General features: G+C 63.8%; 19 protein-coding genes and 1 tRNA gene. 17 read left to right on the top strand and 3 right to left on the bottom strand.

Features of this window, described 5'->3' with window-relative positions; all coding sequences use genetic code 11:
• The first annotated feature begins 6 nt into the window (after positions 1 to 6).
• From Q0X61_RS01185 to pyk, 16 genes are all read left to right on the top strand, one after another.
• On the top strand, positions 7 to 1,500 hold the full coding sequence (locus Q0X61_RS01185; RefSeq protein WP_297739528.1) for a UDP-N-acetylmuramoyl-L-alanyl-D-glutamate--2,6-diaminopimelate ligase: 1,494 nt from the start codon (positions 7 to 9) through the stop codon (positions 1,498 to 1,500).
• A complete protein-coding gene (gene murF / locus Q0X61_RS01180; RefSeq protein ID WP_297739526.1) occupies positions 1,497 to 2,918 on the top strand; it encodes a UDP-N-acetylmuramoyl-tripeptide--D-alanyl-D-alanine ligase in 1,422 nt (473 codons plus the stop codon). Before Q0X61_RS01185 ends, murF begins: the two co-directional genes overlap by 4 nt.
• On the top strand, positions 2,915 to 3,985 hold the full coding sequence (gene mraY / locus Q0X61_RS01175) for a phospho-N-acetylmuramoyl-pentapeptide-transferase (RefSeq protein WP_297739524.1): 1,071 nt from the start codon (positions 2,915 to 2,917) through the stop codon (positions 3,983 to 3,985). The genes murF and mraY overlap by 4 nt, the downstream gene beginning before the upstream one ends.
• Positions 3,967 to 5,436 (top strand): UDP-N-acetylmuramoyl-L-alanine--D-glutamate ligase, encoded by a 1,470-nt coding sequence (murD, locus tag Q0X61_RS01170; RefSeq protein ID WP_297739522.1) that lies wholly within the window; start codon positions 3,967 to 3,969, stop codon positions 5,434 to 5,436. Before mraY ends, murD begins: the two co-directional genes overlap by 19 nt.
• 14 nt (positions 5,437 to 5,450) lie before the next feature.
• Positions 5,451 to 6,692, top strand: coding sequence for an FtsW/RodA/SpoVE family cell cycle protein (locus tag Q0X61_RS01165; RefSeq protein WP_297739520.1), 1,242 nt, complete (start codon positions 5,451 to 5,453; stop codon positions 6,690 to 6,692).
• Positions 6,689 to 7,774 (top strand): undecaprenyldiphospho-muramoylpentapeptide beta-N-acetylglucosaminyltransferase, encoded by a 1,086-nt coding sequence (gene murG / locus Q0X61_RS01160; protein ID WP_297739518.1) that lies wholly within the window; start codon positions 6,689 to 6,691, stop codon positions 7,772 to 7,774. The genes Q0X61_RS01165 and murG overlap by 4 nt, the downstream gene beginning before the upstream one ends.
• Before the next feature lie 4 nt (positions 7,775 to 7,778).
• Positions 7,779 to 9,215 carry a UDP-N-acetylmuramate--L-alanine ligase gene (gene murC / locus Q0X61_RS01155; protein ID WP_297739517.1) on the top strand — a complete coding sequence of 479 codons (1,437 nt, stop codon included), beginning with the start codon at positions 7,779 to 7,781 and terminating at the stop codon, positions 9,213 to 9,215.
• Positions 9,208 to 9,924 (top strand): cell division protein FtsQ/DivIB, encoded by a 717-nt coding sequence (locus Q0X61_RS01150; protein ID WP_297739515.1) that lies wholly within the window; start codon positions 9,208 to 9,210, stop codon positions 9,922 to 9,924. The genes murC and Q0X61_RS01150 overlap by 8 nt, the downstream gene beginning before the upstream one ends.
• A 133-nt stretch (positions 9,925 to 10,057) precedes the next feature.
• Positions 10,058 to 11,212, top strand: a complete 1,155-nt coding sequence (gene ftsZ / locus Q0X61_RS01145) for a cell division protein FtsZ (protein WP_297739513.1) — start codon at positions 10,058 to 10,060, stop codon at positions 11,210 to 11,212.
• A gap of 125 nt (positions 11,213 to 11,337) precedes the next feature.
• Complete coding sequence (locus Q0X61_RS01140) at positions 11,338 to 11,799, top strand: cell division protein SepF (protein ID WP_297739548.1); 462 nt, start codon at positions 11,338 to 11,340, stop codon at positions 11,797 to 11,799.
• 35 nt (positions 11,800 to 11,834) lie between these two features.
• Positions 11,835 to 12,086, top strand: coding sequence for a YggT family protein (locus Q0X61_RS01135; RefSeq protein ID WP_297739511.1), 252 nt, complete (start codon positions 11,835 to 11,837; stop codon positions 12,084 to 12,086).
• A 103-nt stretch (positions 12,087 to 12,189) separates the two neighbouring features.
• Complete coding sequence (locus Q0X61_RS01130) at positions 12,190 to 13,251, top strand: DivIVA domain-containing protein (RefSeq protein WP_297739509.1); 1,062 nt, start codon at positions 12,190 to 12,192, stop codon at positions 13,249 to 13,251.
• Between the two features lie 125 nt (positions 13,252 to 13,376).
• Complete coding sequence (locus Q0X61_RS01125; protein ID WP_297739507.1) at positions 13,377 to 13,793, top strand: TraR/DksA family transcriptional regulator; 417 nt, start codon at positions 13,377 to 13,379, stop codon at positions 13,791 to 13,793.
• The gene (gene lspA, locus Q0X61_RS01120) at positions 13,766 to 14,299 is read left to right on the top strand and encodes a signal peptidase II (protein ID WP_297739505.1); all 534 of its coding nucleotides are present in this window, start codon (positions 13,766 to 13,768) and stop codon (positions 14,297 to 14,299) included. The genes Q0X61_RS01125 and lspA overlap by 28 nt, the downstream gene beginning before the upstream one ends.
• The gene (locus Q0X61_RS01115) at positions 14,296 to 15,219 is read left to right on the top strand and encodes an RluA family pseudouridine synthase (protein ID WP_297739503.1); all 924 of its coding nucleotides are present in this window, start codon (positions 14,296 to 14,298) and stop codon (positions 15,217 to 15,219) included. The genes lspA and Q0X61_RS01115 overlap by 4 nt, the downstream gene beginning before the upstream one ends.
• Before the next feature lie 93 nt (positions 15,220 to 15,312).
• A complete protein-coding gene (gene pyk / locus Q0X61_RS01110; protein WP_297739501.1) occupies positions 15,313 to 16,737 on the top strand; it encodes a pyruvate kinase in 1,425 nt (474 codons plus the stop codon).
• A 65-nt stretch (positions 16,738 to 16,802) separates the two neighbouring features.
• On the opposite strand, the gene Q0X61_RS01105 is transcribed toward pyk, so the two are convergent.
• Positions 16,803 to 16,888, bottom strand: a tRNA-Leu gene (locus Q0X61_RS01105).
• A 112-nt stretch (positions 16,889 to 17,000) separates the two neighbouring features.
• On the opposite strand from Q0X61_RS01105, the gene Q0X61_RS01100 reads away from it, so the two are divergent.
• Positions 17,001 to 17,591 carry an ANTAR domain-containing response regulator gene (locus Q0X61_RS01100; RefSeq protein WP_108869688.1) on the top strand — a complete coding sequence of 197 codons (591 nt, stop codon included), beginning with the start codon at positions 17,001 to 17,003 and terminating at the stop codon, positions 17,589 to 17,591.
• Positions 17,592 to 17,601: 10 nt separating this feature from the next.
• Here Q0X61_RS01100 and Q0X61_RS01095 read toward each other — a convergent pair whose 3' ends face one another.
• Positions 17,602 to 18,006 carry a PaaI family thioesterase gene (locus tag Q0X61_RS01095; protein WP_297739497.1) on the bottom strand — a complete coding sequence of 135 codons (405 nt, stop codon included), beginning with the start codon at positions 18,004 to 18,006 and terminating at the stop codon, positions 17,602 to 17,604.
• A gap of 58 nt (positions 18,007 to 18,064) precedes the next feature.
• Entirely contained in the window at positions 18,065 to 18,922 is an 858-nt protein-coding gene (locus tag Q0X61_RS01090; RefSeq protein WP_297739495.1) for a hypothetical protein, read from the bottom strand.
• Positions 18,923 to 18,980: the final 58 nt, after the last annotated feature.

Raw genomic sequence — 18,980 nt, 5'->3', positions numbered from 1 at the left:
CCCGACATGCATGCACATTCATCCGGTGCCGTGCGCCTTCGGCAGTTGCTGCCCGAGGCGTCGGCAGACGTGGCTATTACTGGGATCACGCTGGATTCCAGAGACGTACATCCTGGTTGGTTGTACGCCGCGCTTCCGGGCCAGCGTACGCATGGCGCCCGGTTCGTGAGCCAAGCGGTAACCTCGGGTGCCGCAGCGGTGCTGACGGATGCCGATGGCGCCACGATCGCCGGCGAGATCGATGTGCCGCTGGTGGTGGTGGACAATGCCCGTCGGGCGTTGGGTGACGCAGCGGCCGCCTTCTATGGGCATCCCACGAAGCATCTCACCTCCTTCGGAGTGACGGGTACGAATGGTAAGACAACGACCGTTGCTCTCATCGCTCAGGCGCTGCAATCACTGGGCTCGTCGGTCGGCACCATCGGCACCCTCGGCGCGCGCCTCGACGGCGCTGCGCTCGAAGCTCACAGCACCACGGTGACCACTCCGGAATCGACGGATCTGCAGCAGCAACTCGCCACGATGCGCGAACGCGGTGCGAACGCCGTCGCAATGGAAGTATCGTCGCATGCGCTGGCGCTCGAGCGAGTGCAGGGAATGCACTTCGACGTCGTCGGATTCACGAATCTTGGGCAAGATCACCTCGACTACCACCACACGCTCGAGGAGTATTTCGCCGCGAAACGTAAGCTGTTCGAGCCTGGACGTGCCGATGCCGCCGTGATTTGGACCGACGACGAACGCGGCGCCGAGCTGGCCGAGATAGTGCGTCAGCAGGGTGCGATGCGGCTCACGACAGTGGGCACGCGCGACGCAGACTGGATGCTCTCCGACGTGGCACCACACGGCCGGCTGGGCACGCGAGGCACGGTGCACCGAGATGGGCGGGCACTCAGTGTCGAACTCGCGCTGCCCGGCATGCACAACATGGTGGACGCAGTGCTCGCCCTCGCCATGCTCGACGCCGCGGGGTTTGACGCAGAGCGGGCTGTGGAAGGGCTACGGCAAGCCCAGGTGCCGGGCCGGATGCAGCGGGCGATCCTCGACGACGCCGCCCCGCTCGTAGTCGTCGACTTCGCGCACACACCCCAGGCGGTGGAGGCGGCTGTCGAAGAACTCGCGCAGCTCGGCCCCCTCACCACGGTGATGGGTTGTGGGGGAGACCGCGATCCAGTGAAACGCCCGCTCATCGGAGCAGCGGCCGCGCGCCACAGCAAGAAAGTGGTAGTCACCGACGATAACCCGCGCACCGAAGATCCAGCGGCCATCCGCGCTGCCACCCTCAAAGGGGCGCACGGGCATGGCGCCGAGGTGGTGGAAATGGCCGGGCGTGCCGACGCCATCTGCTACGCGCTCGCGCACGTCGAGCGCAACGGGGTGGTCGCCATTTTGGGCAAGGGGCACGAGCAGGGACAGATTTTGGCTGACCGCGTCATCGACTTTGATGATGTGCGGGTGGCCCGCGACGCCTGGGCGAAGATGCAGGAGGAACGACGTTGAAGCAGCGCATGCTCTCTGAACTAGTGGCACTCATGCAGCCGGCTGCCGTGGAGGTGGTGGGCGACGACGTGCTCGTCGGACCCGACGTGGTGACCGACAACCGAGCGGTCACCCCAGGCGCAGTGTTCGTCGCTATCCCTGGGGAGCGAGTGGATGGCCACTCATTCGCCGCGGCGGCACAGGAAGCGGGGGCGAGTGCCGTCGTCGGCATGTACGTGACCGACGCCGACGTGCCGCACCTGCTGGGCGAGGACTCCGTGCAGACGCTCAGCTGGATTGCCAGAGGCGTGGTGAAGGAAGCACGTGCCCGAGGGATGCTGTCGATCGGAGTAACGGGATCGTCTGGGAAAACGTCCACCAAAGACCTCATCTTCCAGGTGCTCGAACAAGCAGGCGAAACGGTGGCTCCCAGCGGGAGCCTCAACAACGAGATCGGGGTGCCGCTCACCGCCTGCCGTGTCACAGACTCGACGCGGTTCCTCGTCAGCGAAATGGGCGCGCGGGGCATCGGGCACATCAAATGGCTCACTTCACTCGTCCCGCTCGACATCGCCGTCGCCCTCAACGTCGGTTCGGCGCACGCCGGGGAGTTCGGCGGAATCGAGGTGACCGCGCGGGCGAAATCGGAGATCGTTGAAGACCTTCCCTCCGACGGCTGGGCTGTGCTCAACGCCGACGACGACCACGTGCGAGCGATGGCGTCGAAGACGAAGGCGCACATCGCTTGGGTCGGGACGGGCGCATTGCCCGAGGGAGACCTCCGCGTGACGGCGCGCGACATCACCGTCGACGCGGTCAGCCGCCCTCGGTTCACACTGGAGGTGAGCGACGAAAAGGGCACGCGCAGCGCCCCTGTCGCCCTGAGCGTCGTGGGCCGCCACCAGGTGGGCAACGCCCTGAGCGCGGCTGCGGTCGGCGTGATCGCTGGCATGGATGTGGAGCGCATCGCTGCTGCCCTCAGCGCTGCTGTCGCGCGCTCGAATTGGCGCATGGCGCTCAGCGAGCTGTCCTCCGGCGCACTGCTCGTCAACGACGCGTACAACGCCAACCCAGAATCCGTCATCGCTGCGCTCAACACCGTGGCGGAGATGGTGGACTTCAACCGCGACACCCATCCGGGCGCGACGGCGACGGCGGTGCTCGGCGACATGCTTGAGTTGGGTGCGAACGCCCACGATGCTCACGTCGGCATCGGCCGACGCTGCGCGGACCTCGGGTTCAGTAAGGTCATTGCTGTCGGAGAGTTTGCGCCAGCGATTGTCGAAGGTGCTGCCGAAGGCGTGCCAGAATGTTTCGTGGCCACTCGCGACGAGGTGGCGCGCCACCTTGCGCCCGGCGCGGGCGACGTCGTACTCGTGAAAGGATCTAGAGCCGTGGGCCTCGAACAGGTCGCAGCAGCCTTGGAGGAAGCACAGTGATCAACATCCTGTTGGCCGGAGGTCTGTCGATGGTGTTCACCCTCGTGGGGACGCCGGTGCTCATCCGCTATCTCACCAAGAAGCGCTACGGACAGTTCATTCGTGAAGACGGGCCGGACTCGCATCAGGTCAAACGCGGTACCCCGACGATGGGCGGCCTCGTCATCGTGCTGGCGATGACATTCGCGTACTTCGTGAGCCACTTGGTGCTGTGGAATCCGCCGACGCTGTCCGGCATGCTGCTCATTGGGCTCACACTCGCCATGGGTGGGCTCGGCTTCCTCGACGACTGGTCCAAGATCGCGAAGGAACGCAGCCTGGGCCTCACCCCGAAGGGTAAACTCCTCGGGCAGTTCGTGATCGGTGGCATCTTTGGCTGGGCGGTGCTGCATTTCCCCGGAACACGCGGTGCAACGCCTGGCTCCAACGCCATTTCTTTCCTGCGCGACATCACCTGGCTCGCCTTGCCGACACTGCTAGCCATCGCCTTCATCGCCTTCCTCGTCGCTGCCTGGTCGAACTCAACGAATCTCACCGATGGCCTCGACGGTCTGCTGGCAGGCTCCGCGTCACTGGTGTTCGCTGCCTACACCCTCATCTCCATCTGGCAGGTGAACCAGTGGTGCGGACGCACGTCGACGGCCGGCCCGCGCTGCTACCTGGTGCGCGACCCCTACGACTTGGGCGTGGTAGCCATCTCGCTCGCGGCAGCGTGTTTCGGATTCTTGTGGTGGAATGCCAAGCCTGCCAAGATCTTCATGGGCGACACCGGCTCGCTCGCCATTGGTGGTGCGCTCGCCGGTATTTCCGTCATGACGCGCACCGAGCTGCTCGCCGTGATCATCGGTCTATTGTTCGTGCTTGAGGCAGGCTCAGTGATGCTGCAGGTGTCGTACTTCAAGCTCACCAAGGGCAAACGCATCTTTAAGATGACTCCGATCCACCACCACTTTGAACTGAAGGGGTGGCAGGAGGTCACCGTCGTGATCCGGTTCTGGATTATCTGCGGGTTGTTCGTGGCCTTGGCGCTCGGCATCTTCTACGCCGAATGGGTGGTGGGTCAGTGAACGAGACCCGCTTGGCCGGCATGCACCGGCTCTCCGACTGGTCAGGCGTGCATGCTGTCGTCGCCGGACTCGGGGTGACAGGATTCTCCGCCGCCGACGGCCTGCTCGAGCTGGGCGCCAGCGTGACGGTGCTCGACGAAGCCGACCGCCACCACGACAAGGCCGAACTGCTGCGCACGCTCGGCGCGACGGTCACCACCGGCCCCGGCTCCACCGTATCCCTACCGGAGGGCACCGATCTCGTCGTGACCTCGCCGGGTTGGCGCCCGGACGCTCCGCTCCTGAGCGCCGCCCACGACGCCGGCATCCCCGTCTGGGGCGACATCGAACTGGCGTGGCGCATGATGCAGCCCGACCGCGCCGTGCCGTGGATTGGCATCACCGGAACCAACGGCAAAACCACCACCACGCAGATGACTACCGCGATGCTCAGGGCCGACGGACTCACCGTTGCTGAGGTTGGCAACATCGGGCGCCCCATCATCGAGGCCGTGCTCGACGAGGAGCACTATGACGTGTTCGTGATCGAGTTGTCGAGCTTCCAGCTGCACTATGTACACACGGTCGCCCTACACTCCGCCGCCGTGCTCAATATTCATGAAGACCATCTCGAGTGGTATGCCGGCCCCGATGGCTACCAGCGCTACCAAGCAGACAAGGCCCGCATCTACGAGCGTGTGACCCACTCGTGCGTGTACAACGCCGACGAGCCCGTCACCGAACGGATGGTGGAGGAAGCAGAAGTGCAGGAGGGTGCTCGGGCCATTGGCTTCACGCTCGGCACCCCAGCGCGCTCGATGATGGGCGTGGTCGACGACCTCCTCGTCGATAGGGCATTCGTTGCGCAACGCGCCACGTCTGCACTCGAAGTCGCGAGCGTCAACGACGTGCAGCCGCACGCTCCCCACAACATCGCCAACGCCCTCGCCGCCGCCGCGCTGGCGCGCAGCTTCGGGGTACGTCCGCAAGCGGTGGCTCAAGGTCTGCACGACGTGCAGCTGGGCGGGCACCGGATCAGCACTGTGGCGGAGCACGATGGCATCCGTTGGATCGACGACTCCAAAGCAACCAACCCCCACGCAGCGAACTCAGCCATGCAAGCCTTCGACCACTTCGTGTGGATCGCGGGCGGGCAAACCAAGGGAACTTCCTTCGACGAACTCATCGACGCGCATGCGGGGCGTATGCGTGCAGCCATCGTGATCGGCGTCGACCGCCACGTCATTGCCGACGCGCTCGCCCGACACGCGCCCGAGATCCCCGTCTACGTGCTCGATTCGTCCGACACTGGTGTCATGGCCGAGGCGGTGCGATTGGCTGGAGAGATCGCTTCGGACGGTGATGTCGTGCTGCTGTCTCCTGGTGGAGCCTCGCTGGACATGTTCAGTGGGTATGCGGCACGCGGAGAGGCCTTCGCCGCGGCGGTGAAGGAGTATCTACAATCGCGCTAGTGGAAGGAAGCCGCATGGCTGTCGAAGCCCGACCGGGCCCGCGCACATCCGCGACGCGGCCTCAACTACGCGCACTGGTCGACGCGCCCATGGCGCCCTACTGGTTCATCATCGCGAGCGTTGGGTTTCTCGTTGGGCTCGGCACGCTCATGGTGCTCTCTGCCTCCGCGCCCCTGGCGCAGGGATGGGACTACAGCCCGTACTACTTCGCCATCCGCCAATTCTCGTTCCTCCTCGTCGGGTTGCTGGGGGCGTGGCTGCTCTCCAAGTTCAGCATCGACCTCCTCATCCGCATCGGATGGCCGGCGTGGGCGCTGGCGACGGTGTTGCTCATACTGGTGGTGTCCCCGATGGGTGTGCACAACTTCGGAAACCAGAACTGGCTGGCCATCGGCCCAGTCCAGATTCAGCCCTCCGAATTCGCGAAGCTCGCCGTCATCGTCTTCTCAGCTGCGGTGCTGCACCGCAAACGCCACCTCATCCACGATCTTGGGCATCTCATTTGGCCGTTGTGCCTGTCTGCTGTTGTGCTCGTCCTCGTGCTGGCGGGGCGAGACCTCGGCACCGGCATGATCGTCGCCGCCATCTTGGCGCTCGTGCTGTGGTTCGTGGGTACGCCCATCAAACTGCTGCTGCCATTCGGCATCATCGCCGCCACTCTCGTCGGTCTGCTCGTGTACGGGTCGGGCAACCGCATGGACCGCATCAAGATTTTCCTTGACCCCGCGTCGAATGCTGACCTCGCCGCTCAACCGATGTCCGCGCTGTATGCGCTGGCATCCGGCGGCTGGTGGGGCCTGGGGCTCGGCGCCAGCAAACAGAAATGGGGCGGGTTGAAAACCGCCGCCCACACCGACTACATCTTCGCGGTGATTGGGGAAGAGCTCGGGCTGTTCGGCGTGCTCGCCGTGATCCTCGCGTTCGCTCTGATCGCGTTTGCAGGCTTCCAGATCGCGCTGCGCTCAGATTCGGTGTTCGGCAGAATCGCGGCAGGCGGCATCACCGGGTGGTTGCTCACCCAGGCCATCATCAACATCTTCGTCGTGTTGCACCTGCTTCCCGTGCTCGGCGTCCCGTTGCCGTTTCTGTCCTACGGCGGCTCCGCGCTGTTGTCGAACCTGCTCGGCGTTGGCGTGCTGCTGGCGTGTGCCAAAGCCACGCCCGAGGCTCGCCGCTATCTCGCTGCCAAGAAGCGCAAGCGCAGTAAACGTCCCCGCATGACGAGCGTCATGGCCGCGACGAAGGGAGAATCGTGACCAGCGTGGTCCTCGCAGGCGGGGGTACCGCCGGACACACCTCGCCCCTGATCGCCACTGCCCAGGCGCTCACCGAGCTCGGCGTCGACGAACTCGTCGCGGTGGGCACCGCACGCGGCCTTGAGGTTCGCGTCATCCCTGAGGCGGGGCTCGACCTGGAACTCATCACTCCCGTGCCGCTGCCCCGCAAACCCGACCTTGACCTACTCAAGCTGCCATACCGACTCAGCAAGGCGGTGCGAGAGGCGAAGGCTATTCTCCGTACGAGGAAGGCCGACGCCGTCGTCGGTTTTGGCGGATACGTCTCTATCCCCGTCTACCTTGCCGCGCGTTGGATGAAGGTGCCGGTGCTGGTGCATGAAGCCAACAACATCCCAGGCATCGCCAACAAGATTGGGGCTCGGTGGGCGAGCTTCGTCGGAACCACGTTTGATACCCCCATGCCTGGCAGCCCAAGGGTCGTTGGCATGCCCATCAATCGTCGCATCACGCACCCGCAGGTGAGCCAGAACCAGGCGCGTGAGCTCTTCGGGCTCGATCCGGATCGCCGCACGCTACTCGTCAGCGGAGGATCGCAGGGTGCCCGGGCTGTCAACCGTGCGGTCGTCGAAGCCCGCGAGGCGCTCCTCGCCGAAGGCATTCAGATTCTGCACGTGCTCGGCCCGAAGAATTTCGACGACGATCCCACCGTCACCCATGCATCCGGGGCTCGATACCAGCCGGTGGCATTCGTCGACGACATGGCGATCGCCTACGCGGCCGCCGACCTCATGGTGGGTCGGGCAGGTGCCGGAACCGTCATGGAAACCGCTATCAGCGGGCTCCCCGTCATTTTCATTCCACTGCCGTGGGGCAACGGTGAGCAAGGCAAGAATGCGGCTGCGCTCGTGGCAGCGGGCGGGGGAGTGCTGCTCCCAGAATCTGAGTTGACTGCCGACGTGCTGTCCACCCGGGTGCTGGAGCTGTTTCGCACCGGAGGCACACTGGAAGCGATGTCCGAGCGAGCGCGCGCGATGTACCCGGCTGATGCTGCCGACGTGATGGCGCGCGCCGTACTCGAGGTTATCGACAGAAAGGGATGAGGCCATGCTGGTCACTCCTATCCACGTTGAGCCGGCCTTTGATGTAGGCCCCGTACATTTCATCGCCGCCGGTGGGGCCGGAATGAGTGGTGTCGCGCGGCTCTACGTCGAATTGGGCATCAAGGTCACCGGCTCAGACCAGAGCGACTCACGGGCGTTGCGAGAGCTGGAATGCTCAGGCGCCACGGTGTACGTGGGCCACGATCCGGCCCATATCGCCGACGATGTGCAGACTGTTGTGATCTCCTCAGCGGTGCGCGAGAGTAACATCGAACTCATGGAGGCGCGACGCCGGGGCCTGCGGGTCTGGCATCGCTCGGCCGCGCTCGCCGCACTCATGCTTGGACGTACCGGCATCGCCATTACTGGTACGCACGGTAAGACCACTACCACAGCCATGACCGCGGTGATGCTGAGCGAAGTCGGAACGAATCCGAGCTACGTGATCGGTGGACCGCTGGTGACCACCGGCGTCAGCTCGGCCCTTGGCAGCGGCGACCCGTTCGTCGTCGAAGCCGACGAATCGGACGGTTCCTTCCTGCAGTACCCGACGAAGATCGTCGTCATCACGAACGTCGAGGCCGACCACCTCGATAACTGGGGCACGCCCGCCGCTTACGCCGAGGGCTTCTACCAGTTCGCCACGCAGCCGCAGGTCGAGACCATCATCATTGGCATCGACGACCACGGCGGCCGGGCGCTCGCCGAGCGCCTCATCGCCGAGGGACGCGACGTGGTCACCTACGGGGAAGCGGACGACGCTGCAGTGCGCTTCCTGGATATGCATCCCACCGCGACGGGCTCCGTCGCGACGATCACCGACGGCCATGACTCGAGCAGCATTGAGCTGCAAGTGCCGGGTAACCATAACCTCGCAAACGCCACCGCGGCGTACGCGGTGGGGCGCGCCCTCGGGCTGTCGCACGCCAGCGCGGTCGAGGCGCTCCACGCATTTGTGGGCACCCTGCGGCGCTTTCAGCTCGTCGCAAACACCGCGGGCGTGCGTGTGTACGACGACTATGCGCACCACCCGACCGAGATCCGTGCCGCGCTTGCGGCCGGGCGCCGTGCGACGGAAGCTGGTAATGAGGCGACCGGCCTGGACGGCAGGCTCATCGCCTGTTTCCAACCGCACCTGTTCTCTCGCACACTCGACTTTTGCGACGAATTCGGAGAAGCGCTCACGGGTGCGGACATCGTCGTCGTCAACGACATTGAGGCCATCCGCGAAGATCCAATCCCCGGCGTGACCGGGCAGATCGTCGTCGACGCCGCCCTCGAACACGGTGCGCGCGATGTGCGATTCGTCAAGGACAAGCACGAGCTTCCCGACGTGCTGAACAGCATTGCGCGTCCGGGCGACCTCGTCATCACACTTGGCGCGGGCGACGTGACCCTCGTCGGTCCGATGCTCGCGACGTTGCTGGAGCAACGTGAGTAGCCCCAGGGAGTTCGCGAAGTCGCTCCACGACCAGCGCTCGAAGCGGCGTTTGAGGTTGTGGATCGGCGTGGGCGGGGGAGTCTTCGCCGTTGCGCTGACGGTGTTTCTCGTCTGGTTGTTCTTGCTATCCGCCACCTTCTCTGCCGATGAAACGGTGGTGGAAGGTGAACAGTTGCTCACCAGCGACGCCGTGAAGGAAGCCGCCGCGGTGCCCAACCACGTGCCGCTCGCCCGCCTTGATACCGGTGCGATCCGGAAGCGCGTCGAGGAGCTTCCCGAAGTGCGCAGCGCTGAGGTGAAGGTCGATTACCCGAACGTGGTGCGCATCCAGGTGAGTGAACGCGTGGCTGTCTATCAGCTTGCAAAGGGCGGGGCCTTCTCGTGGGTTGACGCAGAGGGAGTGGAGTTTCGCACTGGCCAGGCACGTTCGAAGTCGCTGCCGGAAGCGAAGCTCGCTCGTGACGACACCCGCATCCGTCGCGATGTGGCTACCGTCGCGACGCACATCCCTGAGGCTGCGAAGAAGCAGGTCACCCTGATTCGCGCCAAGTCCGTCGACCGCATCGAGGTGAGCGTTGCAGATGGCCGGTCTATCGTGTGGGGCAGCGCCGACGAATCCGAGCTCAAATCAGAAGTCCTCGAAGCGCTGCTGAGCGTGGACGCGAGGATATACGATGTCTCCGCACCTACGCACCCGACGACGAAATAGTGACCCCTGATAGAAAACCCTCAAGTAGTACTTGAGACAACTTGAGCATTTTGGGCGTTGTGTGTTGGACGCTGCACGGTTTTATCCATAGCCTTCATGGGAAGAAAGTCTCCCCTTGGCCGAAAGGCAGACAATGACAAGCGCATCTCAGAACTACCCAGCCGTGTTGAAGGTCGTCGGCGTCGGTGGTGGCGGCGTCAACGCCGTTAACCGCATGATCGAGGCTGGGCTTAGGGGCGTGGAATTCATCGCCGTGAACACGGATGCGCAGGCGCTGCTCATGAGCGACGCTGACGTCAAGCTCGACATCGGCCGTGAACTGACGCGTGGCCTGGGCGCCGGCGCTGACCCATCGAAGGGCCGCCAGGCAGCCGAAGACCATTCCGATGAGATCGAAGAGGCGCTCAAGGGTGCCGACATGGTGTTCGTCACCGCAGGCGAAGGCGGTGGCACGGGTACGGGTGCCGCACCCATCGTCGCGAAGATTGCTCGCTCGCTGGGGGCGCTCACTATCGGTGTGGTCACGCGCCCGTTCTCGTTCGAGGGCAAGCGCCGCTCCACACAAGCCGATGCCGGAATCGACAATCTGCGCGAAGAAGTCGATACCCTCATCGTCATCCCGAACGACAAGCTCTTGGAGATGACCGACGTCGAGGTGTCCATCCTGGACGCGTTCAAGTCTGCCGACCAAGTGCTGCTGCAAGGCGTCTCGGGCATCACCGACCTCATCACCACGCCCGGCCTGATCAACCTCGACTTCGCCGATGTGCAGTCCATCATGAGCCAAGCTGGTTCCGCGCTCATGGGCATCGGCTCGGCCCGCGGCGAAGATCGCGCCCGCGTCGCGGCGGAAATGGCCATCAGCTCGCCGCTGCTCGAAGCCAGCATCGACGGTGCGCGCGGCGTCCTGTTGTCGGTGGCCGGTGGCTCCGATCTCGGTCTGCTGGAAGTCTCCGGCGCAGCGAAGCTCATTGAGGAGGCCGCCCACGACGAGGCCAACATCATCTGGGGTACCGTCATCGACGATGCCCTCGGCGACGAGGTGCGTGTGACGGTGATCGCTGCCGGTTTCGATGGTGGCACCCCGAAGAAGCGCGAGCAGCAGCCTGTCACCCAGCAGCGCGCACCGCAGGGAGCCCCGTCGGACCACCAGAAGCGCCCAAGCCAGCCGGTTCAGGCGCCCAAAGACGCCAGCGATACTCCGAAGACCGGGCCCGTGCCGTCGTCGCGCCCCATGGCGCCTCGTCCCGCTGACGACGATCTCGACGTTCCCGACTTCATGAAGTAGGGCCGAATCGGCGCTGATCTCTCTGCGCGTCGCACCCGATGCTTTCGCGTGTGGCTTGCTAGCCTTCAAGGGTACGTAGTTCTCTTCAGGAGGCGACAGTGGGAGTTCGAAGCCTTGCTGCATGGATGGGCCTGGTCGATGACGGTCGATACGACAGTCCCGATGATGAGCTGTCCGCTGATCTGACCGACGAGGTCGTCGTTGATGACGAGGAGTTGAGCGACGAAGCCAGCGCCGCTGTGCCGGCGCAGATGCCCACCCGCCCTCGCTCGCCTGCCAAGACTCGCCAAGAACCGGAGGTGGCCGACTTGAGCCGCATCGTCAGCGTCCGTCCCCGTTCGTACAACGAAGCGCGTGTCATCGGAGAGAACTTCCGCGACGGGGTACCCGTGATCATGAATCTCTCCGACATGGAGGAGGGCGAGGACAAGCGTCTCGTCGATTTTGCCGCCGGTCTCATCTTCGGGTTGCGCGGCAACATTGAACGCGTCTCGACGAAAGTGTTCTTGCTCTGTCCTGCAGGCCTCGTCGTCGGCCCCGAAGACAAGGAACGGATCGCTTCGGGCGGGTTCTTCAACCAGAGCTGACGGTGTTTGCCTACATCTGCTGGTGGATCCTCACGTTGTACGCGTGGATTCTGATCGGGCGTATTTTCATCTCCTGGATTCCCCAGTTTTCTCCTGGCTGGACGCCTAAAGGACTGGTGCTGGTGATCGTGGAGGGCATTTACACCGTCACCGATCCGCCGATCAGGTGGGTGCAGCGGGTTGTGCCACCGCTTCGGATCGGCAATGTGGCGCTCGATATGTCGGTGCTCGTGCTCATTATTGGGCTACAGGTATGCCAGTTGCTACTGCGCTTGATCCCGTTTTGATGTGTGCTGCGCTAGGGGTTATTTTATTCCCTTAGAATGATATGACGAATGCCGCTAGGCTAACCTGATAAGCAACCGAGTTTTCTCATAGTTTGGAGCGCACATGAGCCTCACACTTGAAGAGGTGCGTCGGATCCGTTTTCGCATGGCACGCCCACGCGAAACGGGCTACGCGGTAGCAGACGTTGACAACTTCATCGACAAGGTGGAGGAGAGCTTCGCCGCATTCGAGAACGATCGCGACGTGATGCGTCGTGAACTCGAATCCGCATCAGCCGGGGCGGCAGGTGACAACTCCGGTGAGCTCAACGAAGCCCGCCAACAGATCGCGGCGAAGGATGGAGAGCTCAACGAAGCTCGCCAGCAGATGGCCGCGAAGGACGGAGAGCTCAACGAAGCTCGCCAGCAGATGGCCGCGAAGGACGGAGAGCTTCAGAAGCTCCGCGAAGAGCTGGAGCGCGCACGCAACGCGGCCGCCCCCGGTGCTGCCGATCAAAACGCCGAACAGTTGCGCCGGCTCGAGGCCGCCAACCAGGACCTGCAGCAGCAGAAGCGCCAGCTCGAGGAACAAAATGCCCAGCTGCAGGCACAGCTCGAGCAGACCCGCAGTGAGCTGAACCAGTCGCACAACGATCGCATCGCAAGCGTCGCAGGCCAGCCGCAGGCACTCACCGTGCAATCCGCAGAGGATGCCGCGCCCGCAGTGACGAGGCTTGTGCAGATTGCGACGGAGCAGGCATCCACGCTGGTATCCGAGGCCGAAACTGAGGCGTCGCGCAAGTTGGCTGACGCAGAGCAGCGTGCCACTGAAATCAAGACGGATGCCCGCACCCGTGCAGAGCGTATCGAATCCGAGGCCCGCGTCAACGCCGAGCAGATGACGTCTGACGCGGAGGGCCGCGCCGCGCGTCTCGACGCCGACACGGAAGCGAAGCGCACCGAACTGTTCGCCGCCCTCGAGCGTGAGCAGGGTGAACTCACCGTCAAGGTGGCAGCGCTACGCAACTTCGAATCGCAGTACCGCACGAACCTCACCGGTTCGCTGCAGAAGATGCTCGCCTCGCTAGCAGAAGATCGTCCCCAGCCGCAGGATGTCCCGGAACTGGCCCAAAGCCAGTCAGAGACCCCGCGTTTGGATGCCCTCGCGGGCAGCGACGAGCACTAGTTTCGACATTTCTTGCACGATCGCGAGGCCGTACCTTCATGAGGTGCGGCCTCGCCGCTCTTTGTCGCCCGCTCAACTCGTGGTGTACGATCCCCTGCACAGTACCCGAACGAGAAGGTCTCACCATGGCTGAACAGAAGTCACACGACGCGGCGTTGCCCGTTCTGGAAGGCGAAGATCCCTGGACTCCTGAGGAAATTCAGGAGCAGCGCGACGAGCTCGTCGCTGAACTGGAGCGCGTCGAGAAGCGCGTCGAAGAGAACGAGGCAGATCTCGCAGAATTCCTGACGGGTGGCAACGACGGTGCTGGCCGTGACCCGGCCGATGTTGGGTCGAGCAACTTTGAACGTGACCAGGAGCTGTCCCTCGCAGCCAACGTGAAGGAGATGGCCGACCAGCTGCGCCAGGCGCTGAGCCTCTTCGACACCGGCGAGTACGGGTACTGCGAGGTGTGCGGTGAACCGATCGGCAAGGGGCGTCTCCAAGTGTTTCCGCGCGCAACACTGTGCGTGCGGTGCAAGCAGCGCGAGGAACGGCGCTGAACCGCGCGCTCGTGCTCATCGCCTCAGGGCTGTGGCTCTTGGGGCTGTCTGTCGACCAACTCACGAAGCTCGCGGCGCTCACGTACTTGAAGCCAGGGTTCCCGGGCGAATGGGTGCTCGGAGTGCTCAGGTTGCAACTCATTTTTAATCCCGGTGCTGCCTTCGGCATGGGGGAGAGCGCAACCGTCGTGTTCTCGCTGTTCGCCATCATTGCCACCGCGGCCTGTCTCGTCGTCGGGATGCCGAGAATCAACCGCGGTTGGCATGCGCTGACGCTGGGGCTGCTGCTCGCGGGCATCACGGGTAACCTTGTCGACCGCCTCGTCCGCCCCCCGTCGGCGCTGCACGGGCACGTCGTTGACTTCATTCAGCTTCGTGGCTTCGCCATCTTCAATGTGGCAGACATCTGCATCACAGCCGCGGCTGCGCTGCTTATCATGATGAGCCTCGGGGGAGAGGGGCGTCGAGCTGAGCAGGCCGAGGAGGCCGAGGGGAATCGAGCATGAGCGTGTTCCTCGTCCCGGACACCTTCGACGGAGAACGTGTCGATGTCGTCGCGGCTCGGATCAGTGGCTACAGCAGGTCGAAGATCGAAACCATGCTGGAAGCCGGCGGCCTCACACTAGACGGCACAACCGTGGCGAAGGGCTCGCAGCGAGTGACGGCCGGCGCCATGTTGGAAATATCCGACGCTGCGATGCCCGCGCCGCTCACCGTGGAGCCACGCGTTGCGGAGGGCTTGCGCATTCTGTTCGAGGATGCGGACATCGTCGTGGTGGACAAGCCCGTCGGCGTGGCGGCGCACCCCAGTCTCGGGTGGGACGGGCCGAGCGTAGTGGAGCACTTGCTGCACGTCGGCGTACCGATCGCGACGTCGGGTGCGGCAGAGAGGCAGGGCATTGTGCAGCGCCTCGACGTCGGCACGTCGGGCGTCATGGTCGTCGCGAAAAGTGAACACGCCTATAGCGTGCTGAAGCAGGCGTTTCGAGACCGGACCGTGAATAAGGTGTACCACGCGCTTGTGCAGGGGCACCCGGATCCGTTCCAGGGCACGATTGAGGCACCGATCGGACGTCATCCCGGCCACGACTGGAAAATGGCGGTGGTGGATGGCGGGCGGCACGCTGTCACACATTACGACACGCTGGAAGCGCACCGCCGGGCTACCCTGCTGCGGGTGCAGCTGGAGACGGGTAGGACGCATCAGATCCGCGTGCATATGGCCGCGATCGGTCACCCGTGCGCTGGCGATCCGCTGTACGGCGCAGACCCCGCGCTGGCGGAGGCACTCGGACTGCAGCGGCAGTGGCTGCATGCCGTCGAGCTCGGATTCATCCACCCAGGCACCGGCGAAGCCGTACGGTTCTGTTCGGAATATCCCGACGATTTGCGCGCAGCGCTGGAGCACGTACGCACGGACGCCTGACGGGCGTGGACGATCGTGCAGCAATGTCTCCGATACGTGTCACAACTCGATGCCCGCTCCGATTCAGGATGAGTCTCTAGTAGGGTTAGATCCGTGCGTAGAGCAAAGATTGTATGTACCCTCGGCCCAGCAACTGAATCCGTTGATCGCCTTGTGGAGCTCATCCAGGCGGGCATGAATGTCGCCCGTTTGAACATGAGCCACGGCGATTACACCGAACACTTCACCCGCCTGCAAAACGTTCGAGAGGCCGCCCAAATCACCGGCCAGACCGTCGGCGTGTTTGCTGACTTGCAGGGTCCGAAGATCCGCCTTGGCAAGTTCGAGAGCGACGAGCCGTATCCGCTCGCAAACGGCGACCAGTTCACCATCACCACCGACGACATCGTTGGCACCAAGGAACGAGTTTCCACCACCTACAAGGGTCTGCCTGGCGACGTGAAGCCAGGGGACACGCTCCTAATTGATGACGGCAAGGTGGGCCTGCGTGTCAAGGAGGTTACCGGTACCGACATCGTCACCGAAGTGACGGTCGAGGGCCCAGTGTCCAACAACAAGGGCATCAACGTGCCCGGCGCGGCAGTGTCGGTACCAGCGCTGTCCGAGAAGGATGAGAACGACCTGCGTTGGGCTCTCCAACACGGCGTTGACATGATCGCCCTGTCCTTCGTACGTTCCGGCGACGACATCAAGCGTGTGCACGAAATCATGGAGGAGGAAGGTCGCCGCACCCCGGTCATCGCGAAGCTCGAGAAGCCGCAGGCCATCGAGAACCTGGGAGCCATCATCGACTCCTTCGACGCGTTCATGGTTGCTCGTGGCGACCTCGGCGTCGAGCTTCCGCTCGAGGACGTCCCGCTGGTGCAGAAACAGATCATCCGCGCCGCACGGAAGTGGGCGAAGCCGGTGATCGTCGCCACCCAGATGCTCGACTCCATGATCGCGAACCCCCGCCCAACGCGGGCGGAGGCCTCCGACGTCGCCAACGCCATCCTCGACGGCGCCGACGCAGTGATGCTCTCCGGTGAGACCTCCGTCGGTGAATACCCGGTGCTCACCGTCGCCACCATGGCTCGCATTGTCGAGACCACGGAGAAGGAGGGTCACGGGGAGATTCACCACATCGACTGGGACCCACACACCACGGGCGGTATCCTGGCCAAGGCTGCTGCGGAAGTTGCAGAGCGCCTCAATGCTCGCTACCTCGTCGCCTTCACGAAATCGGGTGACACCGGACGTCGTCTGTCGCGTCTGCGTTCCCCTATCCCGATGCTCGTGTTCTCCCCGGAAGAGGCTACTCGCCAGCAGATGACCCTCTCTTGGGGCGTCGATACGGTTGTAACCCCGCACTTCGAGGCCCAGGAAGAGATGGTCGAGTCGCTCGATAACTACCTGCGTAGCCACGGCATGATCGAGGTGGGTGAGCGCGTTGTGATTCTCTCCGGCCTGCCGATGGGTGTGGTGGGTAAAACGAACAACCTGCGCGTCCACCGCATTAAGGAACTGGGCGAGCACTGACACCTGTTAGGAGAAACGGTGGGTGGCCGCGAGACATGTCTCGTGGCCACCCACCGTTTCGTGTGTGGTACCCGGCAGGGGATTCGAACCCCTACGGCCTTGCGGCCACTCGATTTTGAGTCGAGCGCGTCTACCATTCCGCCACCCGGGCCGGCAAGGGAACATTGTGCCACATCGAGGGTAGTTCGTGCGATCCGAGCAGATTTTGGTGGATCGCAGTACGATAACTCAGAACCGCCGTTGCGGAGCAAGTGAGGAAGTTGATGACTGAAGCGAAGAAGAAGCCAACTGTGCTGGTGGCTGAGGACGAGGCGCTGATTCGCCTCGACCTGGTGGAACTCCTAACAGAGGAGGGATACGAGGTCACTGGCCAAGCCAGCGATGGTGAGGAAGCCATCGAGTTGGCGCGCGAGCTGCAGCCTGATCTCATCATCATGGATGTGAAGATGCCGAAGCTCGACGGCATCTCGGCCGCTGAAACCATCGCGGAGGAACGCATCGCTCCCATCGTGATGCTGACCGCCTTCAGCCAACGCGACCTCGTCGAACGAGCCCGCGATGCCGGTGCGATGGCGTACGTCGTGAAGCCCTTCGATGCGTCCGATGTGGTCCCTGCCATCGAACTCGCGCTGGGCCGTTTCCAAGAGATCAAGGCCATCGAAGATGAGCTGGCATCCCTCGAAGAGCGCTTCGAATCCCGCAAGATCATTGACCAGGCGAAGGGCATCTTGCAGCAAGACCTCGGTCTCACCGAACCAGAAGCATTCCGGTGGATTCAGAAGACCGCCATGGATCTGCGCAAGTCGATGCGTGATGTCGCTGAGGGCGTCATCAACCACAACAAGCGCAAGTAGCAGCCAGCCCTCACCGAGGTTCCACCAGCTGGCACGTGAGCTGCCCAATCGCGCTCATCCGCCCAGCGTCGTCTCGAACCTCCGCTCGGTACACGGCGACGGTGCGTCCAAGACGGACGGCCGTCACCGTCGCTGTTACTGCGCCAGCCGTCACGGCTTCCAAGTGCGTGACGTGGAGATCCACACCCACCGCTACCTTCCCCATCGTTTTCGCGTGCGCGATCGCCGCGACGGATGCGGCAGACTCGACCAGTGCGCCGGTGGCGCCACCATGCAGCAACCCCAACGGCTGTTGATTGCCCTTCACAGGCATGCGCGCGACCACCTTGTCTGGCGCGAGCTCGAGCAGCGTAATACCGAGCTTGGCATCCAAGGGGCTCGTCAGTTTCTCGGCCCATTCGGGAATTCTCGACATGGAGCAACCTTGCCACAGCGTGCCGAGGCGTGTGGGAGAGCGGCTCGTGCGTTGCACATCAGCGCATCATGCGGGCGGCTTCGATGCCGGCTTGAAAGCGGCTCGACGAGCCCAGCTCCTGCATCAGGTTGGAGACGTGACGTCGGAACTGTCGCTCCGACATGCCTAGTTTGCGGGCGGAGACCGCGTCGGTATTGCCTTCGGAAAGCATCTCGATCAAGGTGTCGCGCGAGAGCTCTTCGAGCTTGCCCCCGGCCTGGAACGCCGCTGCCGCGTAGGCGCCCACGTCGAGCATGCCAGCGATCACCTGGTCAGGGAGGATGAGGGCTAGCCCGACGCCCTCCCACGCAATCAGCGGTACGGCGACGTGCTGGGCGGATCGGATCGTAGCGCCGAGCCCAGCCACGGCGTCGCAGCAACGTTGGCCTTCCGCAGAATCAAGTAGTCCTTTAGCGATGAGGAGGTTGGGCGCGAGCCCCTGGCGTGCCGCATGTTTGGCGGCCTCCAGGTAGTGGCTATACAGCTGCGCTGCGAGCGGATCGGGCGCCGGCGGCAGCAGCAGGGTGAGCCCAGTCGCGGTGCGCGCGAATCGGGCCGCGATCTGCACGAACTCCGACGGTGTGTGCAGCGCACGTGCACCGCGCCCGGCCCCGGCCTCATGCATGAGCAGCCACGCGTCGACCACCTTCGAATGCGGCATCGTCGCTTGCACTGCGGCTGGCGTTCCCGCAGCGAGCGCCAGTTGGCACCCGTCGGAGGTGGTGGCGATTTCCAACACTCCAGTGCGCGTGAGCCTCTTGATGCGGGGCGCCAGGGCATCAACGCCAACACCGAGGTCGTTGGCGAGTGATCCCAGCGTCACCGGAGGCGCAATGATCGCCTGCTCGAGGATGCTGAGTTCGATGTCCGATTCCATAATGCGACTGAATCTAGCTTTCTCAGGGTTCATTTCGACTGGCTACGATGGATTCTTG

Origin of the sequence: uncultured Tessaracoccus sp. (assembly GCF_947255005.1) — a bacterium.
Classification (GTDB): domain Bacteria; phylum Actinomycetota; class Actinomycetes; order Propionibacteriales; family Propionibacteriaceae; genus Arachnia.
This window is presented reverse-complemented; position numbering and strand designations above follow the sequence as displayed.

What these genes read in the sequence shown, in the direction of transcription:
- Q0X61_RS01090 (WP_297739495.1), bottom strand. Translation starts at nt 18,922, where the DNA reads ATGGAATCGGACATCGAACTCAGCATCCTCGAGCAGGCGATCATTGCG.
- Q0X61_RS01115 (WP_297739503.1), top strand. Translation starts at nt 14,296, where the DNA reads ATGAGCGTGTTCCTCGTCCCGGACACCTTCGACGGAGAACGTGTCGAT.
- Q0X61_RS01125 (WP_297739507.1), top strand. Translation starts at nt 13,377, where the DNA reads ATGGCTGAACAGAAGTCACACGACGCGGCGTTGCCCGTTCTGGAAGGC.
- Q0X61_RS01165 (WP_297739520.1), top strand. Translation starts at nt 5,451, where the DNA reads ATGGCTGTCGAAGCCCGACCGGGCCCGCGCACATCCGCGACGCGGCCT.
- ftsZ (WP_297739513.1), top strand. Translation starts at nt 10,058, where the DNA reads ATGACAAGCGCATCTCAGAACTACCCAGCCGTGTTGAAGGTCGTCGGC.
- murC (WP_297739517.1), top strand. Translation starts at nt 7,779, where the DNA reads ATGCTGGTCACTCCTATCCACGTTGAGCCGGCCTTTGATGTAGGCCCC.
- Q0X61_RS01095 (WP_297739497.1), bottom strand. Translation starts at nt 18,006, where the DNA reads ATGTCGAGAATTCCCGAATGGGCCGAGAAACTGACGAGCCCCTTGGAT.
- Q0X61_RS01100 (WP_108869688.1), top strand. Translation starts at nt 17,001, where the DNA reads ATGACTGAAGCGAAGAAGAAGCCAACTGTGCTGGTGGCTGAGGACGAG.
- Q0X61_RS01130 (WP_297739509.1), top strand. Translation starts at nt 12,190, where the DNA reads ATGAGCCTCACACTTGAAGAGGTGCGTCGGATCCGTTTTCGCATGGCA.
- Q0X61_RS01185 (WP_297739528.1), top strand. Translation starts at nt 7, where the DNA reads ATGCATGCACATTCATCCGGTGCCGTGCGCCTTCGGCAGTTGCTGCCC.
- Q0X61_RS01140 (WP_297739548.1), top strand. Translation starts at nt 11,338, where the DNA reads ATGGGCCTGGTCGATGACGGTCGATACGACAGTCCCGATGATGAGCTG.
- murD (WP_297739522.1), top strand. Translation starts at nt 3,967, where the DNA reads ATGGGTGGTGGGTCAGTGAACGAGACCCGCTTGGCCGGCATGCACCGG.